The sequence below is a fragment of the Actinophytocola sp. genome (assembly GCF_036555685.1).
Lineage (GTDB): Bacteria > Actinomycetota > Actinomycetes > Mycobacteriales > Pseudonocardiaceae > Actinophytocola.
The window spans coordinates 1-19,251 of the sequence record NZ_DATBKY010000103.1; the positions used below are offsets into that span (position 1 = coordinate 1).

Here is a 19,251-nt window from a genome sequence, read left to right on the forward strand (position 1 = left end):
CCCGCATCCTCGTCCACCTCGGCATCGACCTGCGCACCCGGCTGCGTGGCGCCGCCGAGGACGAGGCCGTCCGCGTGTTCGCCGCCAACCTGCGCGACCTGCTGCTCGCCGCGCCCGCCGGCACCCGCGCCACGATGGGCCTCGACCCGGGGCTGCGCACCGGCGTGAAGGTCGCGATCGTCGACGCCACCGGCAAGGTCGTCGCCACCGACACGATCTACCCGCACGCCCCCGCGAAGCGCTGGGACGAGTCGCTGGTCAAGCTGCACCAGCTGGCCACGGTCCACGACGTCGACCTGATCGCCATCGGCAACGGCACCGCCTCGCGGGAGACCGACAAGCTCGCCGCCGAGCTGCTGTCGAAGGCGCCCGACCTCAAGCTGACCAAGGTGATGGTGTCCGAGGCCGGCGCGTCGGTGTACTCGGCCTCGGCCTACGCCTCCCAGGAGCTGCCGGACCTCGACGTGTCGCTGCGCGGCGCGGTGTCGATCGCCCGGCGGCTGCAGGACCCGCTGGCCGAGCTGGTGAAGATCGACCCGAAGTCCATCGGCGTCGGGCAGTACCAGCACGACATCTCCGAGGTGAAGCTGTCCCGCTCGCTCGACGCGGTCGTCGAGGACTGCGTGAACGGCGTCGGCGTCGACCTCAACACCGCGTCGGTCCCGCTGCTCACCCGGGTGTCGGGCATCGGCTCGTCGCTCGCGGCCAACATCGTGGCGCACCGGGACGCCAACGGCCCGTTCCGCTCGCGGACCGCGCTGAGGAGCGTGCCGAAGCTCGGGCCGAAGGCGTTCGAACAGTGCGCGGGCTTCCTGCGCATCCGCGGCGGGGACGACCCGCTGGACGGTTCGGCGGTGCACCCGGAGGCCTACCCGGTCGTGCGCCGGATCGTCGAGTCCACCGGCGGCGGGCTGGCGGAGCTGATCGGCAACACGAAGGTGCTCAAGTCGTTGTCCCCCAAGGACTTCGTCGACGACACGTTCGGGCTGCCGACCGTCACCGACATCCTGGCCGAGCTGGACAAGCCGGGCCGTGACCCGCGGCCCGCGTTCAAGACCGCCACGTTCGACGACGCGGTGCACACGCTCGCGGACCTGAAGGTCGGCATGGTGCTGGAGGGCGTGGTCACGAACGTCGCCGCGTTCGGCGCGTTCATCGACATCGGCGTGCACTGCGACGGGCTGGCGCACGTCTCGCAGCTGTCCCGCAACTTCGTCAAGGACCCCCGCGACGTCGTGAAGTCCGGCGACATCGTGCGCGCGAAGGTGCTCGAGGTCGACATCCCGCGCAAGCGGATCTCCCTCACGCTGCGGCTGGATGAGGAGACCTCCCCGCCACGCGGCGGCGGCCAGAAGGGCCCCAAGGCCGGCGGGGAAGGCGGCGGGCAAGGCGGCGGCCAGCGTGGTGGCCAGCGCGGCGGCGGGCAGCAACGCCGGGGCCAGCGGCAGGACTCCGGTGGCGGCGCCATGGCCGACGCGCTGCGGCGGGCCGGCTACCGCCCGAACTGAGCCACGGGTCCCTACGCTCGCCTGCTCGCGACTTGACCTGGAGCGCGCACCAACTCCTAGCGTCGGTTGCCATGACGACTCCACAGCACAAGATCGGCTCCGGGTTCGGTGCCCCGAGCACCGCGGACGAGGTCCTCGCGGGCATCGACCTGACCGGCCGGACCGCGATCGTCACCGGGGGCTACTCGGGCATCGGTATCGAGACCACCCGGGCGCTGGTCGGCGCGGGCGCGCACGTGGTGGTCCCGGCCCGGCGGGTCGAGCAGGCCCGCGCCGAGGTCGGCGACATCGCCGAGGTGGACGAGCTCGACCTCGGTGACCCGGACAGCGTGCGCGCGTTCGCCGAGCGGTTCCTCGCGACCGGCCGGACCATCGACATCATGATCGACAGCGCCGGCATCATGGCGTGCCCGCACACTCTGGTCGGCCCGGGCTGGGAGGCACAGTTCGCGACCAACCACCTCGGCCACTTCGCCCTGGTGGCCCGGCTCTGGCCACGGCTCGTGACCGGCGGCGGGGCACGGGTTGTCTCGGTGTCGTCGGCCGGCCACCGCCGCTCCGACATCCGCTGGGACGACCTGTGGTTCTCCCGCGGCTACGAGAAGTGGGCGGCCTACGGCCAGGCCAAGACGGCGAACGTGCTGTTCGCCGTCGAGCTCGACCGGCGCGGCAAGGACTCCGGCGTGCGGGCGTTCGCCCTGCACCCGGGCGGTATCCAGACCCCCCTGCAGCGCCACCTCGCGCGTGCCGAGATGGTCGAGCGCGGCTGGATCGCCGAGGACGGCACCCCGCTGTTCGACTTCAAGACCCCGCAGCAGGGCGCGGCCACGCAGGTGTGGGCGGCCACCTCGCCGCAGCTCGCCGGCATGGGCGGCGTCTACCTCGAGGACTGCGACGTCGCGGAGGTCGCGACCGGGGAGGACGCCCCGGGCGTCCGCCCGTACGCGATCGATGCCGCCGCCGCGCGCCGCCTGTGGGCGCTGTCGGCCGAGCTGACCGGGGTGGACCTGCCGTGACCGCACAGGCACCGATCGGCTCCGGGTTCGGCTGGGACAGCACCGCCGACGACGTGCTCACCGGCATCGACCTCACCGGCAGGCTCGCGATCGTGACCGGCGGCTACTCCGGCATCGGTGTCGAGACCACCCGCGCGCTCGCCAGAGCCGGGGCCCACGTGGTGGTCCCGGCGCGGCGGGTCGAGGTCGCCCGCGAGGCGGTCGCGGACGTCGCCGAGGTCGACGAGCTGGACCTCGCCGACCTGGCGAGCGTCCGCGCGTTCGCCGACCGGTTCCACGCGAGCTGCCGCCGGATCGACATCGTGATCAACTCGGCGGGTGTCATGGTCTGCCCGGAGATCCGCGTCGGCAAGGGGTGGGAGCTGCAGTTCGCCGCCAACCACCTCGGCCACTTCGCGCTGGTCGAGGCACTGCGGCCGGCGTTCGCCGACGACGTGCGCGTGGTGGCGGTGTCCTCGGCCGGGCACCAGCACACCGACATCCGCTGGGACGACCCGCACTTCGAGCGCGGGTACGACAAGGTGCTCGCCTACGGGCAGTCGAAGACCGCCAACGTCCTGTTCGCGGTGCAGCTGTCCGCACAGGGCGTGCCGGCGTTCGCCGTGCACCCGGGGAAGATCCTCACTCCCCTGCAGCGGCACATGGAGCGCCGGGAGATGGTCGGCAACGGCTGGATCGACGAGGACGGCAACCCCATCGACCCGACGTTCAAGTCGCCCCGGCAGGGCGCGGCGACCCAGGTCTGGGCGGCCACCTCACCGCGGCTGGCCGGGCTCGGCGGGCTGTACCTGGAGGACTGCGACGTCGCGCGGCCGAACAACACCGCCGAGAAGGGCTGGGGCGTGCGCGACTACGCGCTCGACCCGGCGTCGGCAGCGCGGCTGTGGGAGCTTTCCGCGCAGCTCACTGGGTAGATTCGAATCGTGGGCAAGGTATATCAGCGGATCGAGCCGCGGCTGCGGGCGTTCATCGAGGAGCAGAAGGTGTTCTTCGTGGCGTCCGCGCCGCTGGCCGACGACGGGCACGTCAACCTCTCGCCGAAGGGCCGCGAGGGCACGCTCGCCGTACTCGACGACCGGACACTCGCGTACCTCGATTTCGGCGGCAGCCACGCGGAGACCGTCGCGCACCTGCGCGAGAACGGCCGGATCACCTTGATGTGGTGCGCGTTCACCGGGCCGCCGAAGGTGCTGCGCATCCACGGCCGCGGCGAGCCGATCTTCCGCGACGACCCGCGCTGGCCCGAGCTGATCGGGCACTTCGCCGCCGCCGACGGTCCGGGCGCCCGCGCGATCGTCCTGATCCACGCGGTCATGGTGAGCGACAGCTGCGGCTTCGCCGTGCCGTTCATGGACTACCGCGCGGAGCGCACGCAGCACGCCGAGCACTTCGGCCGCAAGTCCGAGGCGGAGTTCGCCGCGTACTGCGCGAAGAAGCCGCACAACGGCACCAGCATCGACGGCCTGCCGGCGATCCCGCTGCCACTCCCGGAGCGGACGGCCTAGCGCGCCTGGCGTGTCAGCCGGAACGAGACGTAAGTGACCGTCTGGTCGTCGCGGGTCAGCTCGCGGGCCGACACGATCTCGCGGGTGAAGCCGTTCGCCTCGGCCGTGCGGTACAGGTAGTCGAGGTCACCGGAGCTGCCGAACAGCATCAGGATCCGCCCGCCCGGGGCGAGGTGGTCGCCGGCCTGCTCCAGGAACCGGGTCAGCGCCTGGTAGTTCTCGTCGGCCATGCCGGCCTCGAGGTAGTCGCGCGGGGCGAACCAGCGGAACGGCGGATCGAAGATGATCAGGTCGAATGTCCCCTCGACCGCGGAGAAGACGTCGGACTCGCGGCACGTGATGCGATCGGCGACGCCGTTGCGCTCGGCGTTCGCGATGGCGGCCGCGACCGCGTGCGGGTTGATGTCGACGGCGAGCACGTCGGTGGACTTCGCCGCGGCGAGGATCGCGTTGATCCCGGACCCGGTGCCCATGTCGAGCACCCGGTCGCCCTCGCGCACTTCGTCGCGCACCGCTGGACCGAGGGACATCCTCGGGGGCGGGATGACCTGCGGCGGTATCTCGAGCTGGTGGCCGAGGACCTCGGTGACGCCCACGCCTTTACCGTCCCGAATGGACTCGTATGCCGCGTCGTGCCACGCGCGGATCCGTCGCTCCTCGTCGCCGGACACTGCCGGGCGGTAGTTCACGGCACAAGTCTGGCAGCAGCCCGGCGTGTTCCGGCTAGGGTTTTCGCATGCCAAGGCTGAACAAGGCGGCGCGGGACCTCATCGACTCCGGCCCGCTGGCCCACCTCGTCACGCTCAACGCGGACGGCACGCCACAGGTAGCGATCGTCTGGATGGGACTGGACGGCGACGAGCTCGTTTCCGGCCACCTGATGGCCACCCAGCGGAAGCTGCGCAACGTCCGGCGCGACCCGCGCGTGGTGATCTCCTTCGAGGCGGACACGGCGAACCCGGTCGGCATGCGCGACTACCTCGTGGTGCACGGCACGGCCCGGGTCACCGAGGGCGGCGCGCCCGAGCTGCTGCACCGCCTCGCGCAGACCTACGTCGGCCCGGGCACGAAGTTCCCGCCGATGCCCGACCCGCCGCCGGGCTTCGTCGTGCGCATCGCGGTCGACCGGATCGGCGGCTCGGGCGACTGGGCCGAGGAGGACTAGCGGCGGATCCGCGCCATCTCCGGGTCGAACAGCGGCTCGGCGGCGACCGTCGCGGCGAGCCGCTGTCCGAAGTACTCGACTTCCACCGGCGTGCCCGGGGCCAGGCCGGCCGGCAGCCACGCGTACGCGATCGGCTTGCCGATCGTGTGGCCGAAGGCGGCGCTGGTGACGTAGCCGGCCGGACGCCCGGCCGGGTCGTCACCGGCGAACACGGGCTCCTTGCCCAGCACCACGGACTCGGGCCGGTCCATCGTGAGGCAGGTCAGCTTCCGCGTGGGCGCACCCTTCGCGGCGAGCGCGTCCCGGCCGACGAAGTCGCCCTTGTCCATCCGGACCGCGAACCCGACACCCGCCTCGAACGGGTCGTGCTCGGTCGTCATGTCGACGCCCCAGAGGCGGTATCCCTTCTCCAGCCGCAGGCTGTTGAACGCGGCCCGGCCCCCGGCCACGACGCCGAGCGGCCGGCCGGCCTCCCACAGCGTGTCCCACAGCTTCAGCCCGTGCTCGGCGCTCGTGTACAGCTCCCAGCCCAGCTCGCCCACATAGGACACCCGCAGCGCGGTGACCGGGACGTGCCCGACGTAGGCGCGCGTCGCGCGGAAGTAGCCGAGCGCCTTGTGCCCGAAGTCCTGGCGGGACAACGGTTGCACGAGGTCGCGGGCGAGCGGTCCCCACACGCCGACACAGCAGGTGCCGCCGGTGATGTCGCGTACCGACACGCCGTCCGGGGCATGGCGCAGCAGCCAGTCGAGATCGAGGTTGCCGTTGGCGCCGATCTGGAACCGCGACTCCCCCAGCCGCGCGACGGTCAGGTCGCTGCGGATGCCACCCTCGTGGTCGAGCAGCAGCGTGTAGGTGACCGCGCCGACCTTCTTCGCGAGGTTGTTCGTGGTCATCCGTTGCAGGAACTCGAGCGAGCCCGGGCCGCTGACCTCGAGCCGCTTGAGCGGGGTCATGTCGTAGAGCCCGACCCGCTCCCGCGTGGCCTTCGACTCGGCGGCGGCGATCGGCGACCAGTACCGGCCGGCCCACTCGCCCCGCTCGGGCGCCTCGCCCACGGGGTTGGACTCGAACCAGTGCGGCCGCTCCCAGCCGGCCGCCTCGAGGAAGATCGCGCCGAGCTCCTGCTGGCGCTCGTAGAACGGGCTCACCCGCAGCGGGCGCGGGTCCTCCATGGGCTGCAGCGGGTGCACGACGTCGTACACCTCGATGAAGTTCTGCGCCCCGCGGCGGGCGATGAACGCGGGCGCGAGCTGGATCTCCTCGAACCGGTGCAGGTCGCACTCGTGCACGTCCGTCGTCGCGCGTCCGTCTACAACAGACTCGGCGAGCGCGCGGGCCACGCCCGCGGAGTGGGTCACCCAGACGGCCTCGCAGACCCAGAAGCCCGGCGCGTCGCGGGACTCGCCGATGAGCGGGAAGCCGTCGGGGGTGAAGGAGAAGATGCCGTTGAACGCCTCCTCGACCTTGCCGTCCGCGAGCGCGGGCAGCAGGTCGACCGCGTCGCGCCAGGACGGGGCGAAGTCCTCCTCGGTGAACGGCAGCATCGAGGGCATGACCGCGTCCTCGGCATGGCTCGCGAACTCGGCTGAGTCGACCTCGACCGGCATCGGGCGGTGCGCGTAGGAGCCGATGCCGATCCGGTCGCCCAGCTCGCGGAAGTAGAGGTCGGCGTCCTGGTGGCGCAGGATCGGCGCGGTGGCGTCGGCGGTGGCGCCGGCCAGGGCCGGCAGCGGCGAGGTGGTGGCGTACTGGTGGGCGAGCGGCTGGAGCGGGATCGTGAGCCCGACCAGGCGGCCGACCTTGGGACCCCAGAACCCCGCGCAGCAGACGACGACGTCGGCGTCGAACGTGTCCGTGGTCGTGACGACCCCGGTGACGCGGCCCGCGTCCCGGCGGATGTCGACGACCTCCTGGTGTTCGAGGAACCGCGCGCCCCGCTCGACGGCCCGGCGCGCCTGCGCCTCGCCGGCGGCGACCGCGCGGGCCAGCCCGTCGGTCGGGGTGTGGTAGCCGCCGAGGATCTTGCCGGGGTCGAGCAGCGGGTGCAGCTCGGCGCACTCCGCGGGCGTGCGCAGGTGGGCCTCGAGACCCCAGGAGGTGGCCCAGCCGTGCTTGCGGTGCAGGTCGGCCCAGCGAGCCGGCGTCGTCGCCACCTCGAGCCCGCCGACCTGGTTGAAGACGCCGAGCTCGACGTACTTCTCCACGGTGTAGCGGGCGAACTCGGTCATGGTCTTGGACGGGTTGGTCTGGAAGACGAGCCCGGGCGCGTGCGAGCTGGAGCCGCCGGTGGCGAAGAGGGGTCCCTGCTCGAGCACGGTGACGTCGGTCCACCCCCGCTCGGTGAGCTCGTCGGCGACCGCGCACCCGACGATTCCGGCCCCGATGACGACGACTCGCGGCTGCGCCATGGTCGTTTCCTCCTCCACAACCGGCGGAGCAATACGCAACAGTCTCCCGTCGTCCGCTCGCACGTCAACCCCCGCAGGGACCCGGTGGCGCCGCCCGGCGTCAGTAGGGTTGGCACATGATCTACATCGGGTGCTACACGGCCGCGTCGGGCGGCAACGGCGTCGGCGTCACGGCGGTGCGGCGCGAGGCGTCCGGGGAGTTCACGAAGGTCGGCGAGCTCGCGTTGCCCTCGCCGTCGTGGCTCTGCCGGCACCCGAGCGCGGACGTGCTGTACGCGGCCCTGGAGTCCGACGAGGGGGCGGTCGCGTCGATCGACCTCGGCGGCTTCGCGGTGCTGGACATCGTGCCCACCGGCGGCAGTTCGCCGTGCCACCTCGCGGTGACGCACGACGAGCGCTTCCTGTTGTGCGCGAACTACGGGTCCGGCAGCCTGGCGGTGTTCGGCCTGGCCGCGGACGGGCGGATCACCGGCCGCACGGATCTGGTCGTCCACGAGGGGTCGGGCCCGCACCCGGACCGCCAGGAGGCGGCGCACGTGCACATGGCCGTGCCGCTGGACACTCCACAAGGGACGCTCGTGTCGGCGGTGGACCTGGGCACCGACGAGATCCGCTCGTACCGGCTGTCCGTGGTCGGCACGCTCGAGCCGGCCGGGGCGTCGGCGATGCCGCCCGGCACGGGGCCTCGCCAGCTGGTCCGCCGGCCGGGCACGGACCTCGCGTACGTGGCCGGCGAGCTCGCCGGAACGGTGGTCACCGTCCGCGAGAGCCCGCTCGGCGTGTTCACTCCACTCGAGGTCACGCGGGCGACGCGCACCCCGTACGAGGACGGTCCGAACTACGTGGCCCACCTCGAGGTCGTGGGCGACCGGCTCTACGTGTCCAACCGCGGCCCGGACTGCGTCACCGAGTTCGACCTGACCGGCGAGCAGCTCACGGCGGTGGCCGACCACCCCTGCGGCGCGTTCCCGCGGCACTTCTCGCTCGTGGCCGGCACCTGTCACGTGGCCGCCCAGCTCGACGACGCGATCGTGTCCTTCCCGATGGGCGGCGGCCCGGCGACGCGCTACGCCACCGGCTCCCCGACCTGCGTCATCCCTGGTTAGCCCGGCGGACGGCCATCTCCTCGAGCGCCGCGGAGCCGAGCCGCACGAACATCTCCAGCGTCTGCGCGTCGAACGCGAGGTCCAGGGTCTTCGACCCGCTCCGGAACGAGAACTCGACGCTGTCCCCGTCGTTGACCATGTGCCGAGCCGTACAGCGGCCACGAAGAGCAGCCCACGAACCGATGGTCATGTCGTCGCTGTACATTGCCATCTCCCCAGTAGCCGGGACTTAGTACAAGCTGACTCTTAACTTGTACGATACAACATCGTGCGTACGTTTGGGTGTTGCGATTCGGTGATACTCGATACGATCACCGCGTGCCAGAGTCACCCAGCCTCGGCCCCGCGCTGCTCAAGCGGCGTCTCGGCGAGGAGCTGCGCAAGCTCCGCACCGCCGCGAACGTGACGGTCGCCCAGACGGCGGCGGAGCTCGGCAGCAGCGAGGCGAAGGTCCGCCACCTGGAGAACGGCCGCAACGTCCCCAGCAAGCCGGACCTGACCGTGATGATCGGCTTGTACCACGCCCCGCCCGGGGTGCATGCCGACCTGGAGGAGCTCCGCCAGGCCGCGACGATGCGCGGCTGGTGGTCGAGCTACCGGCTGCCCGGGTGGCTGCACAACTTCGTCGGCATGGAGGCCGACGCGTCCCTGATCCGGAACTTCGAGCTGGAGCTCATCCCCGGCCTCCTGCAGACGGAGGCCTACGCGCGGGAGATCCACCAGCTCGGCAAGCACCTGAAACACGACGAGCGGACGGTCAACCGGCTGGTCAGGGCTCGCCTGAAGCGCCAGGAGATCCTCACGAGGGAGCAACCGGCGACCTTCCACGCGGTCATCTCGGAGGCGGCGCTGCACCGGCTGCGCGACACGGACTTCGCGCTCGACCAGTGCCGCCACCTCCTGCGGATGGCCGACCGGCCCAATGTCACAATCACCGTACTTCCATTTGCCAAGCGCCTGCACCAAAGCATGTCCGGCGGATTCATTCTGCTGAGCTTTCCGGACGATTCCTCCGCGCCAGTCGCCTACTCCGACTACGCATTCGGCGGGCAGATGGAGCATGAGCCAAACGTCGTGGCTCAACTGTCCGAAGTATTCGACGAGCTCGCCGAGCAGGCTCTCAGCGAGAAGCAAAGCGCTGAGTTCATCGGCGACTGGCTGCAAGGAGAACGGAAGTAGTGGAGGAGTCGACAAGTTGGCGGAAGTCGAGCCGTAGCGGCTCGGGCAACGCCTGCATCGAGCTGCGCAGCGACCTGCGCGCCGTACGCGACAGCAAGAACCCGTACGGACCGGTGTTGCGCGTCGCCGACCTTCACCGTCTCATCGAGACCGTGAAGGAAGGCTGAGTTCCTTTACTGACAACGGTTCGGGGCCGGCTCGCTCCGCCGGCTCCGAACCTGCTCATCTCTTCTCGACCGGGTTGGACAGTGAGCCGATGCCCTCCACGGTGATCTCCACCGTCTGGCCTTCCGTCATCGGGCCCACGCCGGCGGGGGTGCCGGTCAGCAGGACGTCGCCGGGCAGCAGGGTCATCACACGGGACACCCACTCCACGAGCTTCCCCACGTCGTGCAGCAGCAGCGACGTGCGGGACGACTGCTTCGTCTCACCGTCCAAAGTGGTCGAGATGGCGAGGTCCGCCGGGTCCACCGCGGTGTCGATCCACGGGCCCAGCGGGCAGAACGTGTCGTGGCCCTTGCCGCGCGTCCACTGGCCGTCGGCCCTCTGCTGGTCGCGCGCGGTCACGTCGTTGCCGATCGTGTAGCCCAGGATCACCGACGCGGCCTGCGCGGCGGGCACGTCCCGGCACGGGCGGCCGATCACCGCGACGAGCTCGCCCTCGAAGTCGACGCGGTCGGAGTCCGCCGGCAGCTTGATCGCCGCGCCCGGGCCGATCACCGAGGTCGACGGCTTCAGGAACATGACCGGGTCGGCCGGCGGCTCGCCACCCATCTCGCGGGCGTGTTCGGCGTAGTTCTTGCCGATGCAGACGACCTTCGACGGCAGGATCGGGGCCAGCACCCGGACGTCGGCCCACGGCCAGGACTTGCCGGTGAACGTCGGCTGGCCGAACGGATGGTCCGCGACCTCCCGCGCGACGAGGTCATCCCCCTCGCCCTCGACCGTGACGAACGCGACCCCACTTGGATGAGCAACTCGAGCCAATCGCACCAGGCCACCCTAGCCGCAGGTCCCCCGGTTGCCGGATAGGCACCCGGCCCCGCGCCTGCTTGTGTCGAACCCATCCGTTCCCCCTGCAAACGGAGTGTTCCCATGCGACGACTACTCGCCACCGTCACCGTGCTGGTCGCCTGCCTGCTCGGGCTGCCGGCCACCGCCCAGGCCGCGCCGGCGCCGATCGGCGGCGGCAGCATCCTGTTCAACCTCAACCACACCGCCCGCTGCACCGCGGCGTTCGCCGCCCGGTCCGCGTCGGCCGGCTACCTGCTCGCGGGGCCCGGCTGCTCGTCCGCGACGCAGGTCTACAGCGGCGCCAGCGTCCTCGTCGGCCCCCGCACCGGCACTGACTGGTACTCGGTGGTCCAGGTGGCCAACACCGCGGCCTGGACGCTCGTGCCGTGGATCGACTCCGGCTCGGGCAAGGTCACGATCCGCGGCTCGCGGGTCACGCCGGTCGGCGGCTCGGTCTGCCTGCTCAGCCGGACGACCGGGACGCGATGCGGCACGGTGACCGCGCTGAACCAGACGATCCAGTTCCCCGACGGCACGATCACCGGGGTGACGCGCACGAACATCTGCCTCGAGCCCGACGCGATCGCGTTCGTGTCCGGCGACCAGGCCCAGGGCACGCCCATCGGCGGCTCGGGTTCGTGCTCGACCGGCGGCGTCAGCTACTTCCAGCCGGTCAACCCGGTCCTGTCCGCCTACGGGCTCACCATACTGACCGGCTGAAAACGCTCACCGGCTCGAAGAGCCTTGTGCACCAACGCGTCGCAGAGCGCGAGCCAGCTCGCCTCGACGATGTTGCCGTGCACGCCGACCGTGGTCCACTCGCGTTCCCGGTCCGTGGACTCGACCAGGACGCGAGTGACCGCGTCGGTGCCCGGCGACTCGGTGAGGATGCGGACCTTGTAGTCGGACAGCGTCACCTCGCCGAGCCACGGCAGGTGCGGCGCGAGTGCCTTGCGCAGCGCGGCGTCCAGCGCGTGCACCGGTCCGTTGCCCTCCGCGGTGGCGATCACGCGCGCGCCCGCGACGTGCACCTTGACCGTCGCCTCCGACACGACCTCGCCGTCGACGCGGTGGTCGAGGATCACGCGGTAGGACTCCAGTGTGAAGGGTGGACCGTTCAGTTCGGCCACTTCGCGGCGGAGCAGGAGCTCGAGGGAGGCGTCCGCGGCCTCGAACGACCAGCCGCGTGACTCCAGCTCCTTTACCTTGCGCACCGCGGCGGACAGCGCGTCCGGCCGGCCGGCCAGGTCCACCCCGAGCTCGCGTCCCTTGAGCTCCAGGCTCGCCCGGCCGGCCATCTCGGTGACCAGCACCCGCATGTCGTTGCCGACCACCTCGGGGTCGATGTGGTTGTACAGCAACGGATCCACCTTGATCGCGCTCGCGTGCAGCCCCGCCTTGTGGGCGAAGGCCGACGACCCGACGTAGGCCTGGTGGGTGTCGGGTGCGATGTTCGCGATCTCGGCCAGGGCATGCGAGACCCTGGAGAGCTCCGGCAGGCGTCCGGTGGGTAGCACCGGCATGCCGAGCTTGGTGACGAGGTTGCCGAGCACGGCGAACAGGTCGGCGTTGCCGGCCCGCTCGCCGTAGCCGTTCGCGGTGCACTGCACGTGGGAGGCGCCCGCCTGCACGGCGGCGACGCTGTTGGCGACCGCGCAGCCGGTGTCGTCCTGGCAGTGGATGCCGACGCGGAAGCCGGTGCGCGCGACGACCTCGCCGACCGTCTCGGCCAGCCGCAGCGGGAGCTGGCCGCCGTTGGTGTCGCAGAGCACGGCGACGTCCGCGCCGGCCTCCATCGCCGCGGTGAGCACGCGCAGCGCGCAGTCGGGGTCGTGCTCGTAGCCGTCGAAGAAATGCTCGGCGTCGAGGAAGACGCGGCGCCCCTCGCCGGTGAGGAAGGCGACCGTGTCGCGGACCATCGCGCAGGCCTCGGTCACGTCGGTGCGCAGCGCGCGCTCGATGTGGCGCAGGTCGGACTTGGCGACGAGCGTGACGACCGGGGCCTGCGAGTCGAGCAGCGCGCGGACCTGCGGATCCGCGTCGGCGCGCACACCTGCCTTGCGAGTGGCGCCGAACGCGACCAGGGCGGCGTGTTCGAGCGGCAGCTCGCGGGCCTTCTCGAAGAACTCGGTGTCCTTCGGGAGCGCGCCGGGCCAGCCGCCCTCGATGAACCCGACGCCGACCTCGTCGAGCAGCCGCGCGACGACGAGCTTGTCGGCCACGGAGTAGGAGATGCCTTCCCGCTGGGCCCCGTCGCGCAAGGTGGTGTCGTAGACGTGGAACGCGTCGCCGAGCGGGGTGCCGGCGGGGGCGGTGCGGGTCACGAGCTTGCCTTTCGTCCGGATGAGGCAACAAAAAAACCTCCCGCGGGATGCGAGAGGTCAGCGCGCCGGGTGTGTAGCTCTGCTACCCAGCGCGCCCATCGATAATGATCACGACGAAAGCGGTCACGAGCGCATGGTGCCACAGGACCCCGCCGCGATACCAGTCTCCGGTCACGTCTTCCCAAGGACCGGGACGGCCGGCCACCACGCCACCCGCGAAAAGTGCCGGCGGCCGCCCAAAAGAAGCCGCGGGCACCGGAATCGGTGCCCGCGGCTCGTCGGAAGCAGAAAACTAGAGCTCCGCGCCGGCGCTCGGGTTGTTGGACGACACCAGGGCGGCCAGCCGGTCGCCGATGGCGTGCGTGCTGCCCGGGGACGGGTGGTCCCGCGTGGCCAGGTCGAACGCCACCGAGGCCTCGATGCGCCGCGACGCCTCGTGCTCGCCCAGGTGGTCGAGCAGCAACGCCACCGAGAGCACCGCCGCGGTCGGGTCCGCGATGCCCTGGCCGGCGATGTCGGGAGCGCTGCCGTGTACCGGCTCGAACATCGACGGGTTGCGGCGCGTGATGTCGATGTTGCCGCTCGCCGCCAGCCCGATGCCACCCGTCACCGCGGCGACCAGGTCGGTCAGGATGTCGCCGAACAGGTTGTCCGTCACGATCACGTCGAACCGGCCCGGGTCCGTGACCATGTGAATGGTCGCGGCGTCCACGTGCTGGTACGCCACCGTCACGTCGGGGTGCTGCAGCGACACCTCCTCGACGACGCGAGACCACAGCGAGCCCGCGTGGGTGAGGACGTTCGTCTTGTGCACCAACGTGAGGTGCTTGCGCGGCCGGGCAACCGCGCGCGCGAAGGCGTCCCGCACGACACGCTCGACACCGTAGGCGGTGTTGACGCTCACCTCGGTGGCGATCTCGTGTGGAGTGTCCTTTCGCAACAGTCCACCGTTGCCGGCGTACAGCCCCTCCGTGCCCTCCCGGATCACGAGCATGTCGATCTCACCGGGGTTCGACAGCGGGCTCTGCACCCCGGGGTAGAGCCGCGCCGGGCGCAGGTTCACGTGATGGTCGAGCTCGAACCGCAGCCGCAGCAGCAGCCCACGCTCGAGGATGCCGCTCGGCACCGACGGGTCGCCGACCGCGCCCAGGAGGATCGCGTCGTGCTGACGCAGCTCACCGAGCACGGACTCGGGCAGCAACTCGCCGGTCGAGTGCCATCTGGCGGCACCGAGGTCGTAACGGGTGACCTCGACATCGGGCACGACCTCACCGAGCACCTTGAGTGCCTCGGTAATCACTTCCGGCCCGATCCCGTCACCGGGGATCACCGCGAGCCGCATGCACACACCTCCCGGAATAACGGGAACCAAGTATTTCCAGCGAAGATTACCGGGAGGAGCCCGGAACTCCGCCTACGGCCACCCGACCAGGTGGTGTCGCGGGTCCGAGTCAGGTGAAATTGATGGCCCGGATGATCGTGGCCTGGGCCGCCGTGCCGATCGACTCGAGCACCGACTGGTCCACCACCCGGTCGACACGCAGCAGCATCACCGCGTCCGCCTTGTCCGTGGTCTGGCTGATCTGGGCCGCCTCGATGTTGATGCCGACGCCACCCAGCAGGGTGCCGACGGTGCCCATGACACCCGGCCGGTCGGTGTACTCGAGCATCAGCAGCACGCCCTCGGCCCGCAGGTCGAAGTGCCGGCCGTTGACCTCGACGAGCTTCTCGACCTCGTCCAGGCCGGTCAGCGTGCCGGACACGCTCTGCGTCTCGCCGTCGGCGTAAACGGCACGCAGCGTCACCAGGCTGCGGTGGTTCGTGCTCTCCGGCTCGGTCCGCAGGGTCGCCTCGACGCCCAGCTCCTCGGCGAGCCGGGGCGCGTTGACGAACGTGACCTGGTCCTCGACCACGCCGGCGAACACCCCGCGCATGGCGGCCAGCGGCAGGATGCCGACGTCCTCATTGGACAGCTCACCGCGCACCTCGACGCCGATGGACGTGGGCGGCTTGGGCGAGAGCGCCGAGAGGACCGTGCCCAGCTTCTGGGTGAGCGGCAGGTACGGCCGCACCTCCTCGCCGACCGCACCGCCGGACGCGACGTTGACCGCGTCGGGCACGAAGTCGCCGCGCAGCGCCAGGAGCACCGAGCGCGCCACGTCGGTGCCGGCGCGGTCCTGCGCCTCGCCGGTCGACGCGCCGAGGTGCGGTGTGACCACCACGTTCGGCAGCTCGAAGAGCGGGCTGTTCGTGGTGGGCTCCGAAGCGAACACGTCCACGCCGGCACCGCCGACCTGCCCGTCGCGCACCGCGTCGGCCAGCGCCTGCTCGTCGATCAGCCCACCGCGGGCGGCGTTGACGATGAGCACGCCCGGCTTGGCCTTCGCGAGCTGCTCGGCGCCGATCAGGCCCTTGGTCTCCGGCGTCTTCGGCAGGTGGATGGAGATGACGTCGGCCCTGACCAGCAACTCGTCGAGGTCGACGAGCTCGATGCCGAGCTGCGCGGCGCGGGCCGGGGAGACGTACGGGTCGTACGCGATGATCTCGGTGCCGAACGCGGCGAGGCGCTGCGCGAACAGCTGGCCGATCTTGCCGAGCCCGACCACGCCGACGGTCTTGCCCGAGATCTCGACGCCGGAGAACGAGCTGCGCTTCCACTCGCCGCCGCGCAGGCTCGCGTCCGCGGCCGGGATGCGGCGGGCGAGCGAGAGCAGCAGGGCGACGGCGTGCTCGGCGGCGGAGACGATGTTCGAGGTCGGCGCGTTGACGACCAGCACGCCGCGTGCGGTCGCGGCCGGCACCTCGACGTTGTCCAGCCCCACCCCGGCGCGGGCCACGACCTTCAGCCGGGTCGTCGCGGCGAACACCTCGGCGTCGACCTTCGTGGCCGAGCGGACGAGCAGCGCGTCCGCCTCGGCGACGGCGGAGAGCAGCGCCGTCCGGTCGGTGCCGTCGACGTGCCGCACCTCCACATCGTCACCGAGCACCTCGATGACCGAGGGGGCGAGCTTTTCAGCGATCAGGACAACGGGGCGGGCTGACTGCGTCACGGCGCGAGCTCCATGGGATGTGCGCGGTTGTCGGGGGCGCGGTTACGGCGCTGTAACCAACCTGCGGGCAGTCTAGGAGGTGACGCTCGCAGTTCGTTGGCGTGGTGAGCGAGTCGACAGTGCCCGGAGCCGCCTCAGGCGCGGCGGTTCCCGGCGTTCGGGCTGCGCGTCCGGTTCGCGGCCCGGCGGTCCGCGAGACGTACCCGTACGGGTGACCGAACTACCAGGGTTCGTCGAACTCGCCGGCTTTCGCACCCGCCACGAAGGCGTCCCACTCAGACTCGGTGAACACGAGGACGGTGTCGTTCGGACCGGTGTACTTCGAGTTGCGCATGGCGATGTAGGTCTTGCCGTCCGTGTGCGGCACGAACGCGATCTCGACGTACTCGCCGTCCGGGTCGGCGTCCGGCTCGGCGGCGCGCTGCCACTCGGCGTCGGTCAGGTCGAGCTTGCCGCGCACGTGCGCCTTGTCGTCGTAGATGGGCGCGCTGGCGCGGGTCCCCTCGTCGCTCATGGGAGCACGGTATACCCGGGCACGCCTCACGGGGCGTGCCCGGGCGGAGACGTCAGGCCGTCTCGGTGATGGGCCGGTCGACCCACGACATGAGGCCGCGCAGCTTGCGCCCGACCTCCTCGATCGGGTGCTGCTCGCCGGCTTGGACGAGCTTCGTGAAGTTCGGCCGGCCGGCCTCGTCCTCGGCCACCCACTCCTTCGCGAAGTCGCCGTTCTGGATCTCCGCGAGGATCTTGCGCATCTCCTCGCGCACCGAGTCCGTGATGACCCGCGGGCCGCGGCTCACGTCGCCGTACTCCGCGGTGTCGGAGATGGAGTACCGCATCCGCGCGATGCCGCCCTAGTACATGAGATCGACGATCAGCTTCAGCTCGTGCAGGCACTCGAAGTAGGCGATCTCGGGCGCGTAGCCGGCGTTCACGAGCGTCTCGAAACCGGCCTGCACCAACGCGGTCGTGCCGCCGCACAGGACCACCTGCTCGCCGAACAGGTCGGTCTCGGTCTCCTCCTTGAACGAGGTCTTGATGACCCCGGCGCGCGAGCCGCCGATGCCCTTGGCGTAGGACAGCGCGAGCGCCTGCCCGTTCCCGGACGCGTCCTGCTCGACCGCGATGAGGCACGGCACGCCCTTGCCGTCCACGAACTGGCGGCGTACCAGGTGGCCGGGGCCCTTCGGCGCCACCATCGCGACGTCCACATCAGACGGCGGGGTGATCAGGCCGTAGCGGATGTTGAAGCCGTGCCCGAAGAACAGCGCGTCGCCGTCGTTCAGGTTCGGCGCGATGTCCTCGGCGTAGATCCGCCGCTGCTTGGTGTCCGGCGCGAGGATCATGATGAGGTCGGCCCACGCGGCGGCCTCGGCCGGGGTCTGGACCGTCAGGCCCTCCTCCTCGGCCTTGGCGCGCGACTTCGACGACTCGGGCAGCCCGATCCGGACCTCTACGCCGGAGTCGCGCAGCGACAGCGCGTGCGCGTGGCCCTGGCTGCCGTAGCCGATCACGGCGACCTTGCGGCCCTGGATTACCGAGAGGTCCGCATCGTCGTCATAGAAGATCTCGACTGCCATGCTGGTGTGTACTTCCTTCCTGGGTATTCGAAACTCACCTGACGCCCGTGGCGGTGATCGAGCGCGGGCCGCGGCCGATGGCGACCATCCCGGACTGCACCATCTCCCGCACCCCGTACGGCTCGAGCATGCGCAGGAGCGCCTCGAGCTTGTCGGCGGTGCCGGTGGCCTCGACCGTCAGCGCCTCCGGCGACACGTCGACGACCTTGGCCCGGAACAGCTGCACCGTCTCGAGGACCTGGGTCCGCACGGTGGCGTCGGCCCGGACCTTGACCAGCAGCAGCTCACGCTGCACGGAGACGCCCGGGTCCAGCTCGACGATCTTGATGACGTTCACCAGCTTGTTGAGCTGCTTGGTCACCTGCTCGAGCGGTAGCTCGTCGACCGCGACCACGATCGTCATCCGGGAGACGTCGGCGTGCTCGGTCGGGCCGACCGCGAGCGACTCGATGTTGAAGCCACGCCGGGAGAACAGGCCGGCCACGCGGGCGAGTACACCGGGCTTGTTCTCGACCAGAACCGAAAGAGTGTGTGTGCTCACGCCGCCTCCCCGGAATTCGAAGTGTTGGCGGCGTTCCGGCGAGAAGTACGGCTGGCGAGCTGGCTGATCGTGCTCATTTCTCAGTCCTCGTCGAACAGCGGGCGGATGCCGCGCGCGGCCATGATCTGGTCGTTGCCGGTGCCCGCGGCGACCATCGGCCACACCTGGGCGTCCTTGCCGACCACGAAGTCGACCACCACCGGCCGGTCGTTGATCTCCATCGCGCGGTGGATGATCCGGTCGACGTCCTCTTTGGACTCGCAGCGTAGCCCGGCGCAGCCCAGCGCCTCCGCGAGGAGGGTGAAGTCCGGGATCCGGTGCTTGTGCGTGCCGAGGTCGGTCTGCGAGTAGCGCTCGGAGTAGAAGAGGTTCTGCCACTGCCGGACCATGCCGAGGTTGCCGTTGTTGATGACCGCGATCTTGACCGGGATGCCCTCGATCGCGCAGGTGGCCAGCTCCTGGTTGGTCATCTGGAAGCAGCCGTCGCCGTCGATCGCCCACACCGTGGTCTCGGGGCAGCCGTACTTGGCGCCCATGGCCGCCGGGACGGCGTAGCCCATGGTGCCCAGCCCGCCGCTGTTGAGCCAGGTGCGCGGCTTCTCGTAGGAGATGAACTGCGCGGCCCACATCTGGTGCTGGCCGACGCCCGCGGTGTAGATCGCGTCCGGGCCGACGAGCTGGCCGATCCGCTCGATCACGTACTGCGGCGACAACGTGCCGTCCGACGGCCACTCGTACCCGGCCGGGAACGTCTCGCGCCAGGTGTTGACCTGTGCCCACCACGCGGTGAGGTCGGCCCCGCCGTTGGTGCCGCCGCGCTCGTGCTCGGCCTGCACCGCGGTGATCAGCTCG

At 70.9% G+C, this 19,251-nt stretch carries 19 protein-coding genes and 1 pseudogene; 9 read left to right on the forward strand and 11 right to left on the reverse strand.

The features are described from left to right. The 4 genes from VH969_RS10415 to VH969_RS10430 all read left to right on the forward strand — a co-directional run. On the forward strand, nt 1–1,508 hold a 1,508-nt coding region (locus tag VH969_RS10415; RefSeq protein WP_331973471.1), incomplete at its 5' end, for a helix-hairpin-helix domain-containing protein. Nucleotides 1,509–1,579: 71 nt separating this feature from the next. Further along, nucleotides 1,580–2,524, forward strand: a complete 945-nt coding sequence (locus VH969_RS10420; protein WP_331973472.1) for an SDR family NAD(P)-dependent oxidoreductase — start codon at nt 1,580–1,582, stop codon at nt 2,522–2,524. Next, complete coding sequence (locus tag VH969_RS10425; RefSeq protein WP_331973473.1) at nt 2,521–3,438, forward strand: SDR family NAD(P)-dependent oxidoreductase; 918 nt, start codon at nt 2,521–2,523, stop codon at nt 3,436–3,438. The genes VH969_RS10420 and VH969_RS10425 overlap by 4 nt, the downstream gene beginning before the upstream one ends. A gap of 9 nt (nt 3,439–3,447) precedes the next feature. Beyond that, nucleotides 3,448–4,029 (forward strand): pyridoxamine 5'-phosphate oxidase family protein, encoded by a 582-nt coding sequence (locus tag VH969_RS10430; RefSeq protein WP_331973474.1) that lies wholly within the window; start codon nt 3,448–3,450, stop codon nt 4,027–4,029. Here the strand turns inward: VH969_RS10430 and VH969_RS10435 are convergent. Beyond that, nucleotides 4,026–4,718: a methyltransferase gene (locus VH969_RS10435; RefSeq protein ID WP_331973475.1), complete on the reverse strand. Its 693-nt coding sequence runs from the start codon at nt 4,716–4,718 to the stop codon at nt 4,026–4,028. The two genes, VH969_RS10430 and VH969_RS10435, sit on opposite strands and share 4 nt — an antisense overlap. 47 nt (nt 4,719–4,765) lie before the next feature. Here VH969_RS10435 and VH969_RS10440 point away from each other — a divergent pair, with 47 nt between their 5' ends. Then, a complete protein-coding gene (locus tag VH969_RS10440) occupies nt 4,766–5,194 on the forward strand; it encodes a PPOX class F420-dependent oxidoreductase (protein WP_331973476.1) in 429 nt (142 codons plus the stop codon). Here VH969_RS10440 and VH969_RS10445 read toward each other — a convergent pair. After that, entirely contained in the window at nt 5,191–7,605 is a 2,415-nt protein-coding gene (locus VH969_RS10445; protein WP_331973477.1) for a GcvT family protein, read from the reverse strand. The two genes, VH969_RS10440 and VH969_RS10445, sit on opposite strands and share 4 nt — an antisense overlap. 116 nt (nt 7,606–7,721) lie before the next feature. Here VH969_RS10445 and VH969_RS10450 point away from each other — a divergent pair, with 116 nt between their 5' ends. Next, on the forward strand, nt 7,722–8,711 hold the full coding sequence (locus VH969_RS10450) for a lactonase family protein (RefSeq protein WP_331973478.1): 990 nt from the start codon (nt 7,722–7,724) through the stop codon (nt 8,709–8,711). Here VH969_RS10450 and VH969_RS10455 read toward each other — a convergent pair. Beyond that, the gene (locus VH969_RS10455) at nt 8,698–8,850 is read right to left on the reverse strand and encodes a hypothetical protein (RefSeq protein WP_331973479.1); all 153 of its coding nucleotides are present in this window, start codon (nt 8,848–8,850) and stop codon (nt 8,698–8,700) included. The genes VH969_RS10450 and VH969_RS10455 overlap by 14 nt on opposite strands. Nucleotides 8,851–8,996: 146 nt before the next feature. On the opposite strand from VH969_RS10455, the gene VH969_RS10460 reads away from it, so the two are divergent. Both VH969_RS10460 and VH969_RS10465 read left to right on the forward strand, forming a co-directional pair. Beyond that, nucleotides 8,997–9,890: a helix-turn-helix domain-containing protein gene (locus VH969_RS10460; RefSeq protein ID WP_331973480.1), complete on the forward strand. Its 894-nt coding sequence runs from the start codon at nt 8,997–8,999 to the stop codon at nt 9,888–9,890. Further along, nucleotides 9,890–10,057 carry a DUF397 domain-containing protein gene (locus VH969_RS10465; RefSeq protein WP_331973481.1) on the forward strand — a complete coding sequence of 56 codons (168 nt, stop codon included), beginning with the start codon at nt 9,890–9,892 and terminating at the stop codon, nt 10,055–10,057. Before VH969_RS10460 ends, VH969_RS10465 begins: the two co-directional genes overlap by 1 nt. Nucleotides 10,058–10,112: 55 nt before the next feature. Here the strand turns inward: VH969_RS10465 and VH969_RS10470 are convergent, their stop codons facing one another. Next, on the reverse strand, nt 10,113–10,883 hold the full coding sequence (locus VH969_RS10470; protein WP_331973482.1) for a fumarylacetoacetate hydrolase family protein: 771 nt from the start codon (nt 10,881–10,883) through the stop codon (nt 10,113–10,115). A gap of 102 nt (nt 10,884–10,985) precedes the next feature. Here VH969_RS10470 and VH969_RS10475 point away from each other — a divergent pair, with 102 nt between their 5' ends. After that, a complete protein-coding gene (locus tag VH969_RS10475) occupies nt 10,986–11,624 on the forward strand; it encodes a S1 family peptidase (RefSeq protein WP_331973483.1) in 639 nt (212 codons plus the stop codon). Here the strand turns inward: VH969_RS10475 and cimA are convergent. The 7 genes and pseudogenes from cimA to VH969_RS10510 form a co-directional block, all read right to left on the reverse strand. Beyond that, the gene (gene cimA, locus VH969_RS10480; protein WP_331973484.1) at nt 11,597–13,228 is read right to left on the reverse strand and encodes a citramalate synthase; all 1,632 of its coding nucleotides are present in this window, start codon (nt 13,226–13,228) and stop codon (nt 11,597–11,599) included. The genes VH969_RS10475 and cimA overlap by 28 nt on opposite strands. Before the next feature lie 292 nt (nt 13,229–13,520). Beyond that, the gene (locus tag VH969_RS10485) at nt 13,521–14,570 is read right to left on the reverse strand and encodes a 3-isopropylmalate dehydrogenase (RefSeq protein ID WP_331973485.1); all 1,050 of its coding nucleotides are present in this window, start codon (nt 14,568–14,570) and stop codon (nt 13,521–13,523) included. 109 nt (nt 14,571–14,679) lie between these two features. After that, entirely contained in the window at nt 14,680–16,278 is a 1,599-nt protein-coding gene (serA, locus tag VH969_RS10490; RefSeq protein WP_331973486.1) for a phosphoglycerate dehydrogenase, read from the reverse strand. Between the two features lie 220 nt (nt 16,279–16,498). Next, a complete protein-coding gene (locus VH969_RS10495) occupies nt 16,499–16,792 on the reverse strand; it encodes a DUF397 domain-containing protein (protein ID WP_331973487.1) in 294 nt (97 codons plus the stop codon). A 52-nt stretch (nt 16,793–16,844) separates the two neighbouring features. Beyond that, nucleotides 16,845–17,858, reverse strand: a pseudogene (gene ilvC / locus VH969_RS10500) (ketol-acid reductoisomerase). A 34-nt stretch (nt 17,859–17,892) separates the two neighbouring features. Continuing rightward, entirely contained in the window at nt 17,893–18,399 is a 507-nt protein-coding gene (gene ilvN, locus VH969_RS10505) for an acetolactate synthase small subunit (RefSeq protein WP_331973488.1), read from the reverse strand. Between the two features lie 80 nt (nt 18,400–18,479). Further along, on the reverse strand, nt 18,480–19,251 hold a 772-nt coding region (locus VH969_RS10510), incomplete at its 5' end, for a thiamine pyrophosphate-dependent enzyme (protein ID WP_331973489.1).